The 15,093-nt window shown below is 71.6% G+C and carries 18 protein-coding genes and 1 pseudogene; 10 read left to right on the plus strand and 9 right to left on the minus strand.

Annotated features, from left to right (window positions below; all coding sequences use genetic code 11):
• The first annotated feature begins 86 nt into the window (after positions 1-86).
• The 5 genes from OG488_RS36625 to OG488_RS36645 all read left to right on the plus strand — a co-directional run bounded on the left by OG488_RS36625 (position 87) and on the right by OG488_RS36645 (position 4,602).
• Positions 87-1,013, plus strand: coding sequence for an ABC transporter ATP-binding protein (locus tag OG488_RS36625; protein WP_329237387.1), 927 nt, complete (start codon positions 87-89; stop codon positions 1,011-1,013).
• Positions 1,010-1,822: an ABC transporter permease gene (locus OG488_RS36630; protein WP_329237390.1), complete on the plus strand. Its 813-nt coding sequence runs from the start codon at positions 1,010-1,012 to the stop codon at positions 1,820-1,822. The genes OG488_RS36625 and OG488_RS36630 overlap by 4 nt, the downstream gene beginning before the upstream one ends.
• A gap of 33 nt (positions 1,823-1,855) precedes the next feature.
• Positions 1,856-3,073, plus strand: coding sequence for a sensor histidine kinase (locus tag OG488_RS36635; protein ID WP_329237393.1), 1,218 nt, complete (start codon positions 1,856-1,858; stop codon positions 3,071-3,073).
• Positions 3,070-3,675, plus strand: coding sequence for a response regulator transcription factor (locus OG488_RS36640; RefSeq protein ID WP_329237396.1), 606 nt, complete (start codon positions 3,070-3,072; stop codon positions 3,673-3,675). The genes OG488_RS36635 and OG488_RS36640 overlap by 4 nt, the downstream gene beginning before the upstream one ends.
• 234 nt (positions 3,676-3,909) lie before the next feature.
• The gene (locus tag OG488_RS36645; protein WP_406466350.1) at positions 3,910-4,602 is read left to right on the plus strand and encodes a transglycosylase SLT domain-containing protein; all 693 of its coding nucleotides are present in this window, start codon (positions 3,910-3,912) and stop codon (positions 4,600-4,602) included.
• Positions 4,603-4,677: 75 nt separating this feature from the next.
• Here OG488_RS36645 and OG488_RS36650 read toward each other — a convergent pair whose 3' ends face one another.
• The 3 genes from OG488_RS36650 to OG488_RS36660 all read right to left on the minus strand — a co-directional run bounded on the left by OG488_RS36650 (position 4,678) and on the right by OG488_RS36660 (position 5,934).
• Positions 4,678-5,067, minus strand: a complete 390-nt coding sequence (locus OG488_RS36650; RefSeq protein ID WP_329237399.1) for a DUF6233 domain-containing protein — start codon at positions 5,065-5,067, stop codon at positions 4,678-4,680.
• Between the two features lie 5 nt (positions 5,068-5,072).
• Complete coding sequence (locus tag OG488_RS36655) at positions 5,073-5,426, minus strand: hypothetical protein (protein ID WP_329237401.1); 354 nt, start codon at positions 5,424-5,426, stop codon at positions 5,073-5,075.
• A 97-nt stretch (positions 5,427-5,523) separates the two neighbouring features.
• Positions 5,524-5,934: an arsenate reductase ArsC gene (locus OG488_RS36660; protein ID WP_329237403.1), complete on the minus strand. Its 411-nt coding sequence runs from the start codon at positions 5,932-5,934 to the stop codon at positions 5,524-5,526.
• A 97-nt stretch (positions 5,935-6,031) separates the two neighbouring features.
• Here OG488_RS36660 and OG488_RS36665 point away from each other — a divergent pair, with 97 nt between their 5' ends.
• Positions 6,032-6,340, plus strand: coding sequence for an ArsR/SmtB family transcription factor (locus OG488_RS36665; protein WP_329237405.1), 309 nt, complete (start codon positions 6,032-6,034; stop codon positions 6,338-6,340).
• Positions 6,331-7,446 carry an ACR3 family arsenite efflux transporter gene (arsB, locus tag OG488_RS36670; RefSeq protein ID WP_329239275.1) on the plus strand — a complete coding sequence of 372 codons (1,116 nt, stop codon included), beginning with the start codon at positions 6,331-6,333 and terminating at the stop codon, positions 7,444-7,446. The genes OG488_RS36665 and arsB overlap by 10 nt, the downstream gene beginning before the upstream one ends.
• 73 nt (positions 7,447-7,519) lie before the next feature.
• On the opposite strand, the gene OG488_RS36675 is transcribed toward arsB, so the two are convergent.
• Positions 7,520-7,900: an ArsR/SmtB family transcription factor gene (locus OG488_RS36675; protein WP_329237408.1), complete on the minus strand. Its 381-nt coding sequence runs from the start codon at positions 7,898-7,900 to the stop codon at positions 7,520-7,522.
• A 105-nt stretch (positions 7,901-8,005) separates the two neighbouring features.
• Here OG488_RS36675 and OG488_RS36680 point away from each other — a divergent pair, with 105 nt between their 5' ends.
• The gene (locus OG488_RS36680) at positions 8,006-9,412 is read left to right on the plus strand and encodes an NAD(P)-binding domain-containing protein (RefSeq protein ID WP_329237411.1); all 1,407 of its coding nucleotides are present in this window, start codon (positions 8,006-8,008) and stop codon (positions 9,410-9,412) included.
• A gap of 75 nt (positions 9,413-9,487) precedes the next feature.
• Here OG488_RS36680 and OG488_RS36685 read toward each other — a convergent pair whose 3' ends face one another.
• The 4 genes and pseudogenes from OG488_RS36685 to OG488_RS36700 all read right to left on the minus strand — a co-directional run.
• Positions 9,488-10,474, minus strand: coding sequence for a quinone oxidoreductase family protein (locus tag OG488_RS36685; protein ID WP_329237414.1), 987 nt, complete (start codon positions 10,472-10,474; stop codon positions 9,488-9,490).
• Between the two features lie 31 nt (positions 10,475-10,505).
• Positions 10,506-10,928, minus strand: a complete 423-nt coding sequence (locus OG488_RS36690; RefSeq protein ID WP_329237417.1) for a (R)-mandelonitrile lyase — start codon at positions 10,926-10,928, stop codon at positions 10,506-10,508.
• A 101-nt stretch (positions 10,929-11,029) separates the two neighbouring features.
• A complete protein-coding gene (locus tag OG488_RS36695; RefSeq protein WP_329237420.1) occupies positions 11,030-11,872 on the minus strand; it encodes an SDR family oxidoreductase in 843 nt (280 codons plus the stop codon).
• 29 nt (positions 11,873-11,901) lie between these two features.
• Positions 11,902-12,144 (minus strand): annotated as a pseudogene (locus OG488_RS36700) (carboxymuconolactone decarboxylase family protein); the annotation flags it as partial.
• 11 nt (positions 12,145-12,155) lie between these two features.
• Here OG488_RS36700 and OG488_RS36705 point away from each other — a divergent pair.
• Positions 12,156-12,950, plus strand: coding sequence for a helix-turn-helix domain-containing protein (locus OG488_RS36705; protein WP_329237423.1), 795 nt, complete (start codon positions 12,156-12,158; stop codon positions 12,948-12,950).
• Between the two features lie 13 nt (positions 12,951-12,963).
• Here OG488_RS36705 and OG488_RS36710 read toward each other — a convergent pair whose 3' ends face one another.
• Entirely contained in the window at positions 12,964-13,881 is a 918-nt protein-coding gene (locus OG488_RS36710; RefSeq protein WP_329237425.1) for a helix-turn-helix transcriptional regulator, read from the minus strand.
• Positions 13,882-14,099: 218 nt separating this feature from the next.
• On the opposite strand from OG488_RS36710, the gene OG488_RS36715 reads away from it, so the two are divergent.
• The gene (locus OG488_RS36715; RefSeq protein ID WP_329237430.1) at positions 14,100-15,077 is read left to right on the plus strand and encodes an aldo/keto reductase; all 978 of its coding nucleotides are present in this window, start codon (positions 14,100-14,102) and stop codon (positions 15,075-15,077) included.
• Positions 15,078-15,093 lie beyond the last annotated feature (16 nt).

The following is a 15,093-nucleotide window of genomic DNA, read 5'->3' on the forward strand; positions in this document are numbered from 1 at the left end:
GACGGGCTCCCCGCATGAGAGATGTCATGTGAACCGATGACAGACCGCACTGCCGCCCGGCTCGCCACGCCGGGAGCCTGGAGTACATGAACGCAATCATCGAGAGCGTCGGACTGAGGCGGAGCTATCGGGGGTTCGACGCCGTACGTGGTATCGACTTCACCGTGGCCCGCGCAGAGGTGTTCGCCCTGCTCGGGACCAACGGTGCGGGGAAGACCTCCACGCTGGAACTCCTGGAGGGACAGGCCGTGCCCACCGGCGGAACCGTCCGGGTGCTGGGCCGGGACCCGTACCACGAGCGGGCGGCTGTACGGCCCCGTGTCGGAGTGATGCTGCAGGAAGGCGGCTTCCCGACGGAACTGACGGTCCTGGAGACCGTGCGGATGTGGGCGGGCTGCACCAGCGGAGCCCGGCCCGCCGACGAGGCGCTCGAACTGACCGGCCTGGACGACCGGCGCACCGTACGGGTCAAGCAGCTCTCCGGTGGGGAACGCCGTCGTCTCGACCTCACCCTCGCCCTGCTGGGGCGCCCCGAGGTGCTGTTCCTCGACGAACCCACGACCGGGCTCGACGCGCAGTCCCGCCGCGACACCTGGGAGCTGATCCGGGAGCTGAAGGCCCAGGGAACGACCGTGCTGCTCACCACCCACTACCTGGAGGAGGCGGAGGAGCTGGCCGACCGGCTGGCGATCATGCACCGGGGGCTGATCGCCACGACCGGTCGGGTGGCCGACGTCGTCGCCGAACGGCCCTCCCGCATCAGCTTCGACCTGCCCGTCGACCGCTTCCTGGGCGAACTGCCGCCGCTCGCGGCGATGGGCGTGACCCGGCACGACACGGAGGGCCGGACCGTCCGGCTGGAGACCAGGGACCTGCAGCGCACCGCGACCGGGCTCCTGTCGTGGGCCCACCACGCCGGGGTGGAGCTCCGGGGCCTGGACGCCCGGTCGGCCTCGCTGGAAGAGGCGTTCATGGAGATCGCCGAGGGCCTGGAGAAGGGGGAGACACGATGACCACGACCGCGGGTACGACACGACCGGAGGCCGCAGCGCCCGCACGGAGCGGTGCCGCGGCCCGGCTGACCGCACTCGGCCGCGCGGAGCTCACCCTGCTGCTGCGCAGCAGAGCGGCGCTGATCACCGCGCTCCTCGTGCCGGCCGTCACGGCCTTCTCGATGCGGGGCATGGTCAGGAGCCTGGAACTCGATGGCACCGGACTCTCGATCGCCACCGTCCTGCTCCCCGGTTCGATGGGGCTGGCGCTGATCTTCTCCGTGTACGCGAACCTGGTCGGTGTCTACGTCACCCGGCGCGAAAGCCTGGTGCTCAAGCGGCTGCGTACGGGTGAGGTGCGCGACTGGGAGATCTTCGCCGGAGGCGCGCTCCCGGCACTGCTGCTGGCGCTGGTGCAGTGCGTACTGCTGATCATCGGCCTCACCGTGACCCTGGACGCGCCCGCACCCGCGGCACCCCACCTGGTGGTCATCGGTCTGCTGAGCGGCGTGGCGCTCCTCGTGGCCGCAGGGGCGCTCACGGCGGCGGTCACCCGGACGGCAGAGAGCGCACAGCTGACGTTCCTGCCGTTCTGGCTGCTGAGCATGGCCGGCTCCGGGATGTTCGTCCCGCGTGAGGTACTGCCCGGCGTGGTGGCCGACATCAGTGCCTGGCTACCCTTCTCACCGGTGATGGATCTCCTGCGGGGCGCCTGGACGGGCGACCTCGGCGTCATGGACCAGGGCCGCCTGGTGCTCGCCGTGCTGGCCTGGACAGGTGTGGCGGCCCTCGGCGTGCGGCAGTGGTTCCGCTGGGGCCCGCGCCATTGAGCACGGCGGCCCCGGGACGGGAGAGCTGAGACCATGAGCGTGAACGACTGGGTGGAACGCCTCGGTGGCCCGGACGGCCTCCGCCGGTACCGCCGCTCCGCACTGGCCAGCGTCGGGTTCTTCCCCGTCTGCGAGGTGGGGCTCTGGGCGCTCTGGGCGGCGACCACGGACGCCGGCGCTTCCACACGGGCATCGGTCGCCGTACTCGGCGTGGCACACGCCGTGATCCAGGCGCTGCTCAGCCGCGCGGCCCTCAGCCACTACCTCGCCGCCGGACCACGGCCCGTCCGGCTCGTGGTGCTGTACGCGGCTCTGACCGCGGCGATCTCCGCCCTGGGATGCGCGCTGCTGTCGTCCGGCCGCATCGACGACCGCGAACTGGCCTCCTGCCTGCTGTGGTTGCTCATGTTCTACTCCGGACCGACCGTCCTGGCACTGCCGCCCCGCGTGGGCGCCGTCCTCGTGGCCGCCGTCACCGTCGGGACCCTGGCAGGGGCCGTCGTGGCAGGCCTCAGTGGCTCGCCCCTGGCCGTCGTCATCAGCGGCACCGTGCTGCTCGTACCGTTCCTCGGCGCCGCGTTCCGGGCCACCGGCTGGGGCGTCAGGCTGGTCGAGGAACTGGCCGCCGCGCGCGAGACACAGGCACGGCTCGCCGTGGCCGAGGAGCGGCTGCGCTTCGGCCGCGACCTGCACGACGTACTGGGCCGCAACCTCGCGGTCGTGGCGCTCACGAGTGAGCTCGCGGCACAACTGGCACGGCGCGGTCGTCCCGAGGCGGTCGAGCACATGGAGGAGGTGCAACGGATCGCGCGGGAATCGCAGCGGGAGATCCGGTCGGTGGTCCGCGGGTACCGCACCGCCGACCTCCACACCGAACTCGCCGGAGCGCGCTCCGTCCTGGAAGCCGCGGGCATCGACTGCCGCATCGCGTACGGACCGGCGGCCCGCCTCCCCGCCGACGTACAGGCGGCCATCGGCTGGGTGGTCCGCGAGGCGACGACGAACGTGCTGCGCCACGCGCAGGGCGCTTCCCGCTGCACCGTGTCGCTGCGCACGGCGGGTCCGCCCGCGGCCCTGCTGGTGATGGAGAACGACGGCGCGGCCGACGCGCCACCCGGCACGGGCACAGGCACCGGCCTGACCGGGCTGCGGGAGCGCCTGACCGCACTCGGCGGCACCCTGACCACCGCACGCGAGCACGGCGGGATCTTCCGCCTCACCGCACACATCCCGTGGGAGGAAGGCGAATGATCAGGGTCCTGCTCGCCGACGACGAGCACCTCATCCGGGGAGCTCTCGCCTCCCTCCTCGCCCTGGAGGACGACATCACCGTCGTCGCGCAGGCCGGCACCGGCGACGAAGCCCTGGCCATGGCCAGGGCGCACCATCCCGACATCGCCGTCCTCGACCTCCAGATGCCCGGCCCCGACGGGGTGACCGTCGCGGCGGAACTGCGCGATGACCTGCCCGGCTGCGTCTCCATGATCGTCACCAGCCACGCCCGGGCCGGCGCCCTCAAGCGCGCACTGAACGCCGGGGTGCGCGGCTTCGTCCCCAAGACGGTGTCCGCGCACCACCTGGCGGAGATCATCCGCACCGTCCACACCGGTGGCCGCTACATCGACCCGGAACTGGCGGCCGACGCCATCGCCGCGGGCGAGTCACCGCTGACGGCGCGCGAGGCGGAACTCCTGTCGTACGCGGCGGACGGGGCGCCCGTCAGCGACATCGCCTCCCGCGCCCAGCTGTCCGCCGGAACGGTCCGGAACTACCTCTCCTCCGCGGCGATGAAACTGGGCGCGGAGAACCGCCATGTCGCCGCCCGGACGGCCCGCGAACGCGGATGGCTCTGAGGTGGTCCCGGAGATGCGGCACGCGGTGACGTCGCTCCGACCCCTGGCCGGCCGCCTGGAACCCGCCCGGTGTTGTGAGCCGACCCATAGGGCGCAGATCACATACGAGGAGCGGTAGTAGGGCCGGCGGTACGGCCCCGCGCCGCACGAGCGCGTCGACCGGCCTTCGGGCCTCGTCCTACGTAGACACGTAGTAACAGGGGGCATTGCCCTCTCCCCGGCGTGCCGCTAACCATGGTTGCAAGCCCGGGAGCCGACCCCGCGAACCGGTCGAGCGCCGCACGTTTCCGTACGTACGGACCTCGCCGCGCACGTCCGCTCCGCCGCCGGTCCCGTGGCCGCCCTGTCATCGCCGCAAGGAGTGTTTCTATCCGTACGTCCGCTCAGTCCCTCGCCCCCGTCACCCGTGCCGCCCGGATCCGCAGGTACTCCGTATCCGGCCTCTGCGCCGCCGGAGCCGCAGCAGCGGCCCTGACCCTCGCTCCGTCCCCGGCGCACGCCGCCGAGCCGGCTTCGCACGGTGTGACCACGGCCGGGGTCTCGGCAACCGGAGTGTCCGCGCAGGCCGACGCCCTCGCCAAGAAGGCCGGCAAGGCGGCGTCGGACTCGGACAAGCTCGACCACTGGATCCGCAAGTCCCTCAAGATCATGAAGGCCGAGGGGATCCCGGGCACCTACGAGGGCCTGCACCGCAACATCATGCGTGAGTCGGGCGGCGACCCCGACGCGGCCAACGGCTGGGACGTCAACGCGCAGAACGGGACGCCCTCCAAGGGGCTCCTGCAGGTGATCCAGCCGACGTTCGAGGCGTTTCACGTCGACGGTACGTCCAAGGACCTGACCGACCCGATCGCCAACATCACCGCGGCAGCCAACTACGCCGCCGACAAGTACGGCTCCATCGACAACGTCGACTCCGCCTACTGATCACAGGCAGCGAAGGCGGCACGGCCCTTCCCCCACGGGGGTCGGGCCGCACCGCACAGACTCCGCCCACACGCGTCACCGCCCCGGCCGGTCACCCGACCAGCCGGGGCTTCGCTGTGCTCGGAGGCCGCCGCGGCTACCCAGGCCCGTCTGCGGCGTGCAGATCTGGCACGCCTCGATGTCCGGTTCCGCCAGTGCCACGAGTGCGTCGTGTCGGTCGATGTAGCCGAAGTCGTTCTTGTACAAGGTGCACGACCCCCGGTGCAGCAGCGCGCTGCCGCTGGAACGCTGCGGCTGGATCTTCCACGACTGCTCGGCCCGCGCCTGGTCCCGCTGGCGTCTGTCCGCCTTCTCCTGGCCCTCGAGCTCCCGGACCTTCTGATCCGCACACCTCAGCTGCCACGCGAGGTACTCCCGCGTGGCCCGCCACTTCTCGAGCCGTGATATCCCGCCGGGATCCGACATCGGACTCAGACCGCCTCGTCCGTCGCCGCGGCCTCATGGGTGTGCTTGAGCGCCATACGCCCCGCCACCACCGCTCCCCGCTCCAGCGTCGCCCAGAACGGATGCGTCGACACCGTGATGCCCAGTTCGAGGAAGCGCGCCCGGAACGCCGCGAGCTCCCGGTGCTGGTCCTCGGTGTAGCCGGGACTGTCGGGCTTGGAGGACCGGTAATCGCTGTGCAGCTGCTTGTCGCCCTCCCACCCGGGCATGGGCTCGGCCGACCACGGCAGGGTCCGGGCGTACTGCTCGTAGGCGGCGCGGGTCTGGTGCAGGGCGAGCTGGGCGTCGCACAGGTCCTGAGGAAAGTCGTACGTGGTCACCCGTGAATGGTACGTCTGTTCGAATTGTTGGCGCGAGGGCTCGCCGGGGCGGAGGTGCAGTGGTGGCCTGGCGCCGCAGTCGGCCGGTCGGTGGTGCTCACGCCGCCTCCGGGGCGATCTCCTCGATGAGGCCCTCGACGAGGGTCTTGATCGCGTCGCGGATCGGGCGCACGGCGGCCACGCCCTGGCCGGCCGGGTCGTCCAGCGTCCAGTCGAGGTAGCGCTTGCCCGGGAAGACGGGGCAGGTGTCGCCGCAGCCCATCGTGACGCAGACATCGGACTCGTGGACCGCGGCGATCGTGAGCACCTTGGGGGTCTCGGCGGAGAGGTCGATGCCGACCTCGGCCATCGCCTCCACGGCGGCGGGGTTCACGGCCTCGCCCGGGTCCGAGCCCGCAGATCGGACCTCCACCCGGTCTCCGGCCAGGTGGCTCAGCCAGGCGGCGGCCATCTGGGACCGGCCGGCGTTGTGGACGCAGACGAACAGGACGGACGGCTTGTCGGCCATGATGATCGATCGCTCTCTCTCGTCGCGCGACGGCGTCAGCCGCCAGCGACTTCGGGCTCGCTGATATCAGCGAGCGGTGATGTGAAAGTATCAGTGCATGCTGACTTCAGTCGATCCTGATGTGATGCGGGTACTGGGCGATCCGCTCCGCCTGAAAATCGTGACCCTGCTGGCCCGCGAGACGCTCTGCACCACCCACCTCGTCGAGGAGACCGGAGCCAGGCAGACCAATCTCTCCAACCACATGAAGGTCCTGCGCGAGGCCGGAATCGTGGAGACCGAGCCCTGCGGCCGGTACACCTACTACAGGCTCAGGCCCGAGGTCCTGGCCGGACTGTCCGAGCAGTTCGCCGCGCTCGCCGACTCCGCCCGTACCGCCGACCGGAACAAGAGGTCCTGCCCGTGACCTCCACCTCCACGCCCCATGGCGGAGTGCGGGACGATTCGGTCGTGAGGAAGCTGTCCACCCTGGACCGCTACCTCGCGGTGTGGATCCTGCTCGCCATGGCCGGCGGCCTGGGCCTGGGCCGCCTCGTTCCCGGGATGGACGACGCTCTCGCGCAGATCGAGGTCGGCGGGATCTCCCTGCCGATCACGCTCGGTCTGCTGGTGATGATGTACCCGGTCCTCGCGAAGGTCCGCTACGACCGGCTCGACCGTGTGACGAGCGACAAGAAGCTGATGGTCTCCTCGCTGGTCATCAACTGGATCGTCGGGCCCGCGGTCATGTTCGCCCTGGCGTGGATCTTCCTGTCGGACCTGCCCGAGTACCGCACCGGCCTGATCGTCGTCGGCCTGGCCCGGTGCATCGCCATGGTCATCATCTGGAACGATCTCGCCTGCGGCGACCGGGAAGCAGCCGCCGTCCTCGTCGCCCTCAACAGCGTGTTCCAGGTCGTCGCGTTCGGCCTGCTCGGCTGGTTCTACCTCGACCTGCTGCCCCGGTGGCTCGGCCTGGGTGACGGCCGGGGCCTCGACGTGCCTGTCCGGCACATCGTGCTGAACGTCGTCGTCTTCCTCGGCATCCCGCTGCTGGCCGGGTTCCTCACCCGCCGGATCGGCGAGCGGAAGCTGGGTCGCGAGACCTACGAGGCGACGTTCCTGCCGAAGATCGGTCCGTGGGCGCTCTACGGGCTGCTGTTCACGATCGTCGTGCTGTTCGCCCTCCAGGGGAGGGCGGTCACCTCGCAGCCGCTGGACGTCGTGCGGATCGCGCTGCCGCTGCTCGTCTACTTCACGATCATGTTCTTCGGCGCGTTCCTCCTCGGCAAGGGCCTCGGCCTCGCGTACGACCGCACCGCCACCCTCGCGTTCACGGCTGCGGGCAACAACTTCGAACTGGCCATCGCCGTCGCCATCGCCACGTTCGGAGTCACCTCCGGCCAGGCGCTCTCCGGCGTCGTCGGCCCGCTGATCGAGGTGCCGGTCCTGATCGGGCTCGTGTACGTCGCGCTCGCCTGGCGCAAGAGGTTCGAGCCCGGGGCGGTGGGGACTCCCGGTGGGGGGCGCTGAGGGGGACCGGCCGCGGCGGTCGGCGGTGGAGCCGCGCCGCCCGGCCGCCGGCAGCGCCTGAGGCTGCCCGGCCTCAGGCGCTGCCGGCGGCCGGGCGGAGGTCGAGCATGGCGGACATGGCGGCCACGACGGAGGGCGCGACCTGGTAGTAGACCCAGGTCCCGCGCCGCTCCGAGGTCAGGAGTCCGGCCTCGCGGAGCTTCTTCAGGTGGTGGGAGACGGTCGGCTGGGAGACGCCGACGTCCTGGATGTCGCACACGCACGCCTCTCCTCCCGGATGCGAGGCGACCTTGGAGAACAGCCGCAGCCGCACCGGGTCGGAGAGCGCCTTGAACGTCGCGGCCATCCGCTCCGCGTCCTCCGCGGACAGCTCCCCGGCGGTGAGGGGCGGGCAGCACGGCACAACCGCCTCCGGGTCCAGGACCGGCAGCTCGGCACTCTCATATTTCGACATGCGTCTATGTTGACACTCATCGATAACCGGTGCAAGCTCCAGACATAGACAGTAATCGAAACAGCGGCCGGATCTGCCGCCTCTTCCCCGGAGGACATCACCGCCATGACCACCACCACTGCGTATCTGCCGGTCGTCGTGATCGGAGCGGGCCCGGCCGGACTCGCCGCCGCGGCCCACCTCACCGAGCGCGGCCTCATCCCGCTCGTCCTGGAAGCCGGGCCCGCCGCCGCCACGGCCGTACGGGAATGGGCGCACGTACGCCTCTTCTCCACCTGGGGCGAGCTCATCGACCCGGCCGCGGAGAAGCTGCTGGCCCCCACCGGCTGGATCCGCCCCGACCCGGCGGCCTACCCCTCCGGCGGGGACTGGGCCGAGCAGTATCTGCAGCCGCTCGCCGACGTGCTCGGCGACCGGGTCCGGCTCGGTGCCCGGGTCACCGGCGTCTCGCGCTCCGGCCGCGACCGGATCGTGGACGCCGACCGCGACCAGCAGCCGTTCGTCGTACACATCGCGCACACCGACGGCCGTGAGGAGCGGGTCCTCGCCCGCGCCGTCATCGACGCCTCCGGCACCTGGAGCACTCCGAACACGGCCGGTGCCTCTGGCCTGCCCGCGCTCGGCGAGAAGGGCGCCGGCGACCGGATCACCTACCGCGTCCCTGACTTCGACGACCCGGCCGTGCGTGCCCGCTACGCAGGTCGCCGCACCGCCGTCATCGGCTCCGGCGCCTCCGCCTTCACCGCCCTGGCGTACCTCGCCGGCCTCGCCACGTCCGACGACGGCGCGGGCACGAAGGGGGTGTGGGTCCTGCGCCGGGGTATCTCCGGCTCGACCTTCGGCGGGGGCAGCGCCGACCAGCTCCCCGCCCGCGGTGCGCTCGGGCTCGCGGCGAGGGCTGCTGTCGACGAGGGGCACGCCGACGCGGTCACCGGATTCCGCACCGAAGCGATCGAGCGCGACACCGACGGCCGCCTGGTCCTGGTGGGCGAGGACGGGCGCCGTCTGGACGCGGTCGACGAAGTCATCGTGCTGACCGGCCTCCGCCCCGACCTCGGCTTCCTCGACGAGCTCCGCCTCGGCCTGGACGAGCGGCTCCAGGCTCCGGCCGGGCTGGCTCCGCTCATCGACCCCAACCAGCACTCCTGCGGCACCGTCCCCCCGCACGGGCACCGGGAGCTCTCCCACCCGGAATCCGGGGTCTACCTGGTCGGCATGAAGTCCTACGGCCGCGCCCCGACCTTCCTCGCCATGACCGGTTACGAGCAGGTCCGCTCCGTGGCCGCCGCGCTCGCCGGCGACCTGGAGGCGGCCGACCGCGTCGAACTCACCCTCCCCGAAACCGGGGTCTGCGGCGGAGCCGGGCTGTTCGACGACCCGGCCACCGCACAGACCGACGCCGCGGGCTGCTGCGCGACCCCGGAGACGGCCCTGGTGCAGCTCGGTGTCCGCGCACCGGCCGCTGCCGCAGCCGTGGACGAAGCGCCGGCGGGCGGTTGCTGCGGCTCGTGACCGACCTCGACGCCGCTGAGCGTGGCGTCCCGGCCGGTTGGCAGCACCCGCTGACCTCCGCCGGCCCGGCCCACTTCAAGGGACGGTGAGAACGATCTTTCCGTGGGCCTGGTGGGAGCGCAGCCGTTCCACGGCCTCGGCGGCCGTGTCGAAGGACAGCGTGGTGTCGACCACTGGCCGGACCCGCGCGTCGGCGACGGCCTGCAACAGGTGTCTTCCCGCAGTGGCGATGACGTCGCCGAGTTCGGCGGGCCGGGTGAAGCCGAAGGAGACGCCCGAGACGCTCAGGTGGCGGTAGGAGAGGGCGTCGAGGTCGATGGTGGCCTCGGCCGTGTCGAGGCGGCCGATGTTGACCACGGCGCCGTCGGTGCGGGTGGCCGGCAGACAGGCGGCGAAGACGCGGCCGCCGACGTGGTCGAGGGCCACATCGACGCCCTCGCCGCCGGTGGCCTCCAGCACTGCCCGGGCGAGGTCCTGGCCACCGGTGAGCACGACGGTGTCGGCCCCCGCGCCGATGAGCAGGTCGCGCTTGGCCGCGCCGCGAGTGGTGGCGATGATCTGTCCCGCGCCGAGGGCCTTGGCGATCTGCACGCCGATCAGGCCGATGCCGGAGGTGGCCCCGGTGATCAGCACCGACTGCCCGGCCCGGAACCCGGCGGCCATGAGGGCGCCGTGCTCGGTGAGCAGCCCGGTGGGCAGCGCGCATGCCTCCTCGTAGCCGAGTTCGTCGGGGACGGGCAGGACGTGGCGGTGATCGGCCAGGACGTACTGGGCGAAGCTGCCCGGCGTGGTGCCCATCACCCGCTCGCCCACGGCGGGTGTGTCGACGCCCTCGCCGACGGCGGTGACCTCGCCGGCGAACTCGTAGCCGGCCTGGTACTCCTCGCCGGTGCCGCCGGAGGCCGGGTCGGCGGCGGCGAGCATGGAGGCGTCGGCGTTGTTCAGGGCCGTCGCACGGGCGCGTACGACGATCTGCCCGGGACCGGGCTCGGGTACGGGGATCCGGCGGGCGGCCCAGTCAGGTCCGGTGCCGCCGAACAGGGCGGTCATCATCTCGGGCATGCGCGGGGCTCCTTTCGCGGGTGGCGCGGGGTCAGTGGCTGTTGCGGGTGCGCTCGGTGCGGTACTGCGCGTCGGTGACGTGCTCCAGCCAGGTGGTCTCGGGCCGGTCGTCGCCGGGGGCGACGGCGTCCCACAGGGCGAGGTGCTGCATGAAGCGGTCCTCGGTCGCCCCGTGCCAGTGCTCCTCGCCGGGCGGACAGGTCACGGTCTCGCCGGGGTTGGCTTCATAGACGCTGCCGTCACGGGTGCCGATCAGGGCGGTGCCGGCGACGACGTGGAGGGTCTGGCCGACAGCGTGGTGGTGCCACGCCGTGCGGGCGCCGGGGGCGAAGCGCACCATGTTGGCGCGGATACGGGACGGTTCCTCCCCTGCGTGGATGACGTCGAACCAGACGTCTCCGTCGAACCATTCAGCAGGTCCCTTGCCGGTGGGCCGGGGATTGACGAATTCCATGACGAGCGCTCCTCGAACGGGTGAAGTGTCAGCGGCGGGTGTGGTGCCGCGGGTGAAGGACGGTGCCCGCTGCGGCCCCAGAGCTGTCGGGGCCGCAGCCGTCAGGCCGCGTCAGCGTGGGAGAGAGCGGTGCCCAGAGCGCGCGACGCTCGGGCCTGGTCGGCGATCTCCTTGCCCTTGGCCTCGATGGCAGGCACGGCGTCGTCGCCCGCGACGAACCGCAGCGGAGGCTCCTCCAGGTCGACGACGCTCAGCAGGGCATCGGCGAGCTTGGAGGGGTCGCCGGGCTGCCGGCCGTTCATCGACTGCCACATCTTCTTGGTCTCCGCGGTGCGCGCGGCGTAGTCCTCGATCGAGTTCTCCGCCCAGCTGGTGGAGGCGTCCACGAGGAGCTCGGTGCGGAAGAAGCCGGGTTCGACGACCGTCGTCCTGATGCCGTAGGGCTCCAGGTCGAAGCGCAGGGACTCCATCCAGCCCTCGACGCCGAACTTGGCCGCTGCGTAGGCGACGCAGAACTCCTGGCCGATCACGCCGGCCGGCGAGGAGATCGTGACGACGTGCCCGGCACGCCGGCCGCGCATGACGGGCAGGACGGCGCGGGTGACGTTCATGGGACCGAACAGATTCGTCTCGATCTGTGCCCGCATCTGCGCCTCGGAGATCTCCTCGAAGTAGCCGGCCTGGAAGGTGGCTGCGTTGTTGATCAGCACGTCGATGCGGCCGAAGCGGGCCACGGCCGCATCGACGGCGGCTCGGGCGGCGGAGGTGCTGGTGATGTCCAGTGCGGTGGCCAGCAGGTTGTCCTGCGCGCCACCGAGCGCGTCGAGCACGCGCTCGGGGCGGCGGCCGGTGGCGACGACCTGGTGGCCCGCGGCCAGGGCCCGGCGGGCGATGTCGGTGCCCAGGCCGCGGCCCGCACCGGTGACGAAGATGACCCTGCTCATGAGAGAAAAGCTCCTGCGTAGTCGGGGTGTCAGTCCTGGTCCGCGTCTGAACCTGAGCCTGCGTCGGCGGACGCCAGGACGGCCTTCAGCTGACCGGCGGCGCCCATGGCGTTCGGCCAGCCGGCGTAGAACGCCAGATGGGTGATGGCCTCACTCAGCTCCGCCTCGGACAGTCCGTTCTCCAGCGCCAGCTTCAGATGGAAGCCGAGCTGCTCGGAGCGGTACAGGGCGATCAGCACGGTGACGGTGACCAGGCCGCCGCTCCGAGCTGAGCCCGCGAGCCGTGGGCCTGGCCGACAGCGGCGGGCAGCGCCGGGTCGCCGGGCTGCGCAGGGAAGAGGTGGCCCAGCTCGCTTCGATCTCCACCGACTACTACACGCGCGTCGAGCAGGGCCGGCTGCCACCGTCGTCACCGGTGCTGGAGGCTGTGGCCCAGGCCCTGCACCTCGATGACGACCAGCGGCGCTACGTGTTCGGCCTGGCCGGGAAGGAGGCCGCCCGGCCCCGCCGCCGGGCCCGGCAGAAGGTGCAGCCGCAGCTCCGCAGGGTCCTGGACGACCTCACCTCCACGCCCGCCGTCGTGATGGGCCGCCGGATGGACGTCATCGCCTGGAATCCCCTTGCGGCGGCACTGGTGGCCGACTTCGGAGCGGTACCGGAAAAGCACCGCAATTACGTGCGCATTCTTTTCACCGACCCCACGATGCGTACCCTCTATGCCGACTGGAAGGGCGTCGCGCGTACTGCGGTCGCGCAATTGCGCATGGAGGCGGCGAAGTATCCGGACGATCCCCGACTGACCGCTCTGGTCGGCGAGTTGTGCGTTCAGGACGAGGACTTCCGTCAGTGGTGGGCCGCGCACCATGTCGCCACGCTCGGCGTGGGCACGAAGGTTCTCCACCACCCGGTCGCCGGTGAGCTCTCCCTGGACTGGGACACCCTGACGGCCAGCACCGATCCCGATCAGCAGCTGGTCGTCTGGACTGCCGAAGTCGGCTCGTCCACCCACGACGGCCTGCGGATCCTTGCGTCGTGGGCAGCCGACCGGCACCGCACGCCCACCGGACCCACCGGCTGAACGCCCGGCGCGGTCAGTCCCGGGGGAACTCCTGCCCGGTGGCTCTCGGAGCGGGCGACGAGCGTTCCGCCGGCTGCGGTGCGGTCATGTCGAGCAGGAGCAGGGCGTCGTGGTCGGGGGTGCCGGGTTCGGCGGTGTAGACGCCGATGCGCTGGCCGGGAGTGCCCTCCACGTGCAGGGACTGCGAGGTGAGGGTGACCGTGCCGACCTGCGGGTGCTGGAAGGTCTTGTGGGCGGGCTTGCGCCCGGTCACCTCGTAGCGCTCCCACAGGCCTGCGAAGTCGGAGCTCTTGAGAAGCAGCTCGCCGACGAGGTTGGTGAGATCGGGGGCGTCGGGGGCGGTGCCGGCGATGGCCCGCAGGCGGGCGACGCACGCGGTGATCTGCCGGTCCCAGTCACCGAACAGATCACGGGCCGCGGGATGCAGGAACAGGTAGCGGGCGAGATTGCGGTGCTTGACGGGCCAGTCGTCCAGGCCCGCGTACAGGGCGAGGCCCCCGGGGTTCCAGGCGAGCACGTCCATGCTGCGGCTGATCACGTACGCGGGGTTCGGCCGCAGCGATTCCAGGAGCAGCTTCAGATGCGGGCGTACGGTGCGGCTGGGCGCGGGTGGCGGCTCCGGGGCGTAGCGGGCGGCGCGGGCGGCGAGCTCGCGCAGGTGCTGGTGCTCCTGGTCGTCCATGCGCAGGGCACGGGCGAGGGCGTCGAGGACGGCGGGGCTGGGGCGGGTCTCCTTGCCGCGCTCCATGCGCACGTAGTAGTCGATGCTGATGCCGGCCAGGGTGGCCAGCTCCTCGCGGCGCAGGCCGGGCGTGCGGCGGATGCCGGCGCCGACGGTGAGACCGACGTGTCCGGGGCTGGTCTGGGTGCGGCGGGCGCGCAGGTAGCGGCCCAGCTCGGCGCCTTCACCGTGCGCGTTCTCGGATGCCATGACTCCAGTCTGACTCCCGCATGACCTGGTCCGCAGGTGGGAGAGGGGCCCTGTCATTACCCCCGAAGAGCCCGCCCTGCCACACCAGCGCCATCCGGGCGAAGGTGGAGGGGCACAACGCCGACACCCCGGATCCCACCGGTGGGCCGCGCGGGCACGGCCCGCCGGACCGGGCGAGAGTGAGGTGCCGGGCGGTGCCACGACGTGGAGAGGACGACATGCGTTACATCAAGCTGCGTGACCTGGAGGTGTCCCGGATCGGGCTGGGAGCGATGGGGATGTCCCATGGCTACACCGGATCCGGCACGGACGACGCGGAGTCGGTCAGGACCGTGCACCGTGCGCTGGAGCTGGGCGTCACGCTCATCGACACCGCCGAGATCTACGGCCCCTACACCAACGAGGAACTCCTCGGAAAGGCCCTGAAGGGGCACCGCGACCAAGTGGTGCTGGCCACCAAGTTCGGCCTGGTCTCCCACGGCGGAGAGGGCGCCTGGAACCTGGATTCCAGCCCGGCCAACATCCGCGCGGCCGTGGAGGGCTCGCTGGAGCGGCTGGGCACCGACCACATCGACCTGTACTACCAGCACCGAGTGGACCCGAACACCCCGATCGAGGAGACCGCGGGCGCGGTGGCCGAGCTGATCGCCGAGGGCAAGGTACGCGCCTTCGGCCTCTCGGAAGCCGGGCCGGACACCATCCGGCGCGCGCACGCCGTCCAGCCGGTCACCGCGGTCCAGTCCGAGTACTCCCTGTTCACCCGCGGCATCGAGGAGCGCGTCCTGCCCGTCCTGCGGGAGCTCGGCATCGGCCTGGTGCCGTTCTCCCCGCTCGGACGCGGCGTCCTGACGGGCACGGTCCGCTCCACCGACCAGTTCGACGAGAACGACTTCCGGCGCGACAACCCGCGCTTCACCGGCGAGAACTTCCGTCGCAACCTCGCTCTCGCCGACGAGGTCGAGGCACTGGCCCGCCAGGTCGGCGCCACGCCCGGTCAGGTGGCGCTGGCCTGGCTGCTCGCCCAGGGTGACGACATCGCCCCGATCCCCGGCACCAAGCGTGTCAGCCGGGTCGAGGAGAACACCGCCGCCGACGCCGTCACCCTGACCGCCGAGCACCTCGACCAGCTCTCCAGCCTGCCGCCCGCCGCCGGTGACACGCACACCGAGGCTCAGGCACGGATGCTCGAACGCTGACCTCCCGAGCCCCCCT

Source organism: Streptomyces sp. NBC_01460, assembly GCF_036227405.1.
Classification (GTDB): domain Bacteria; phylum Actinomycetota; class Actinomycetes; order Streptomycetales; family Streptomycetaceae; genus Streptomyces.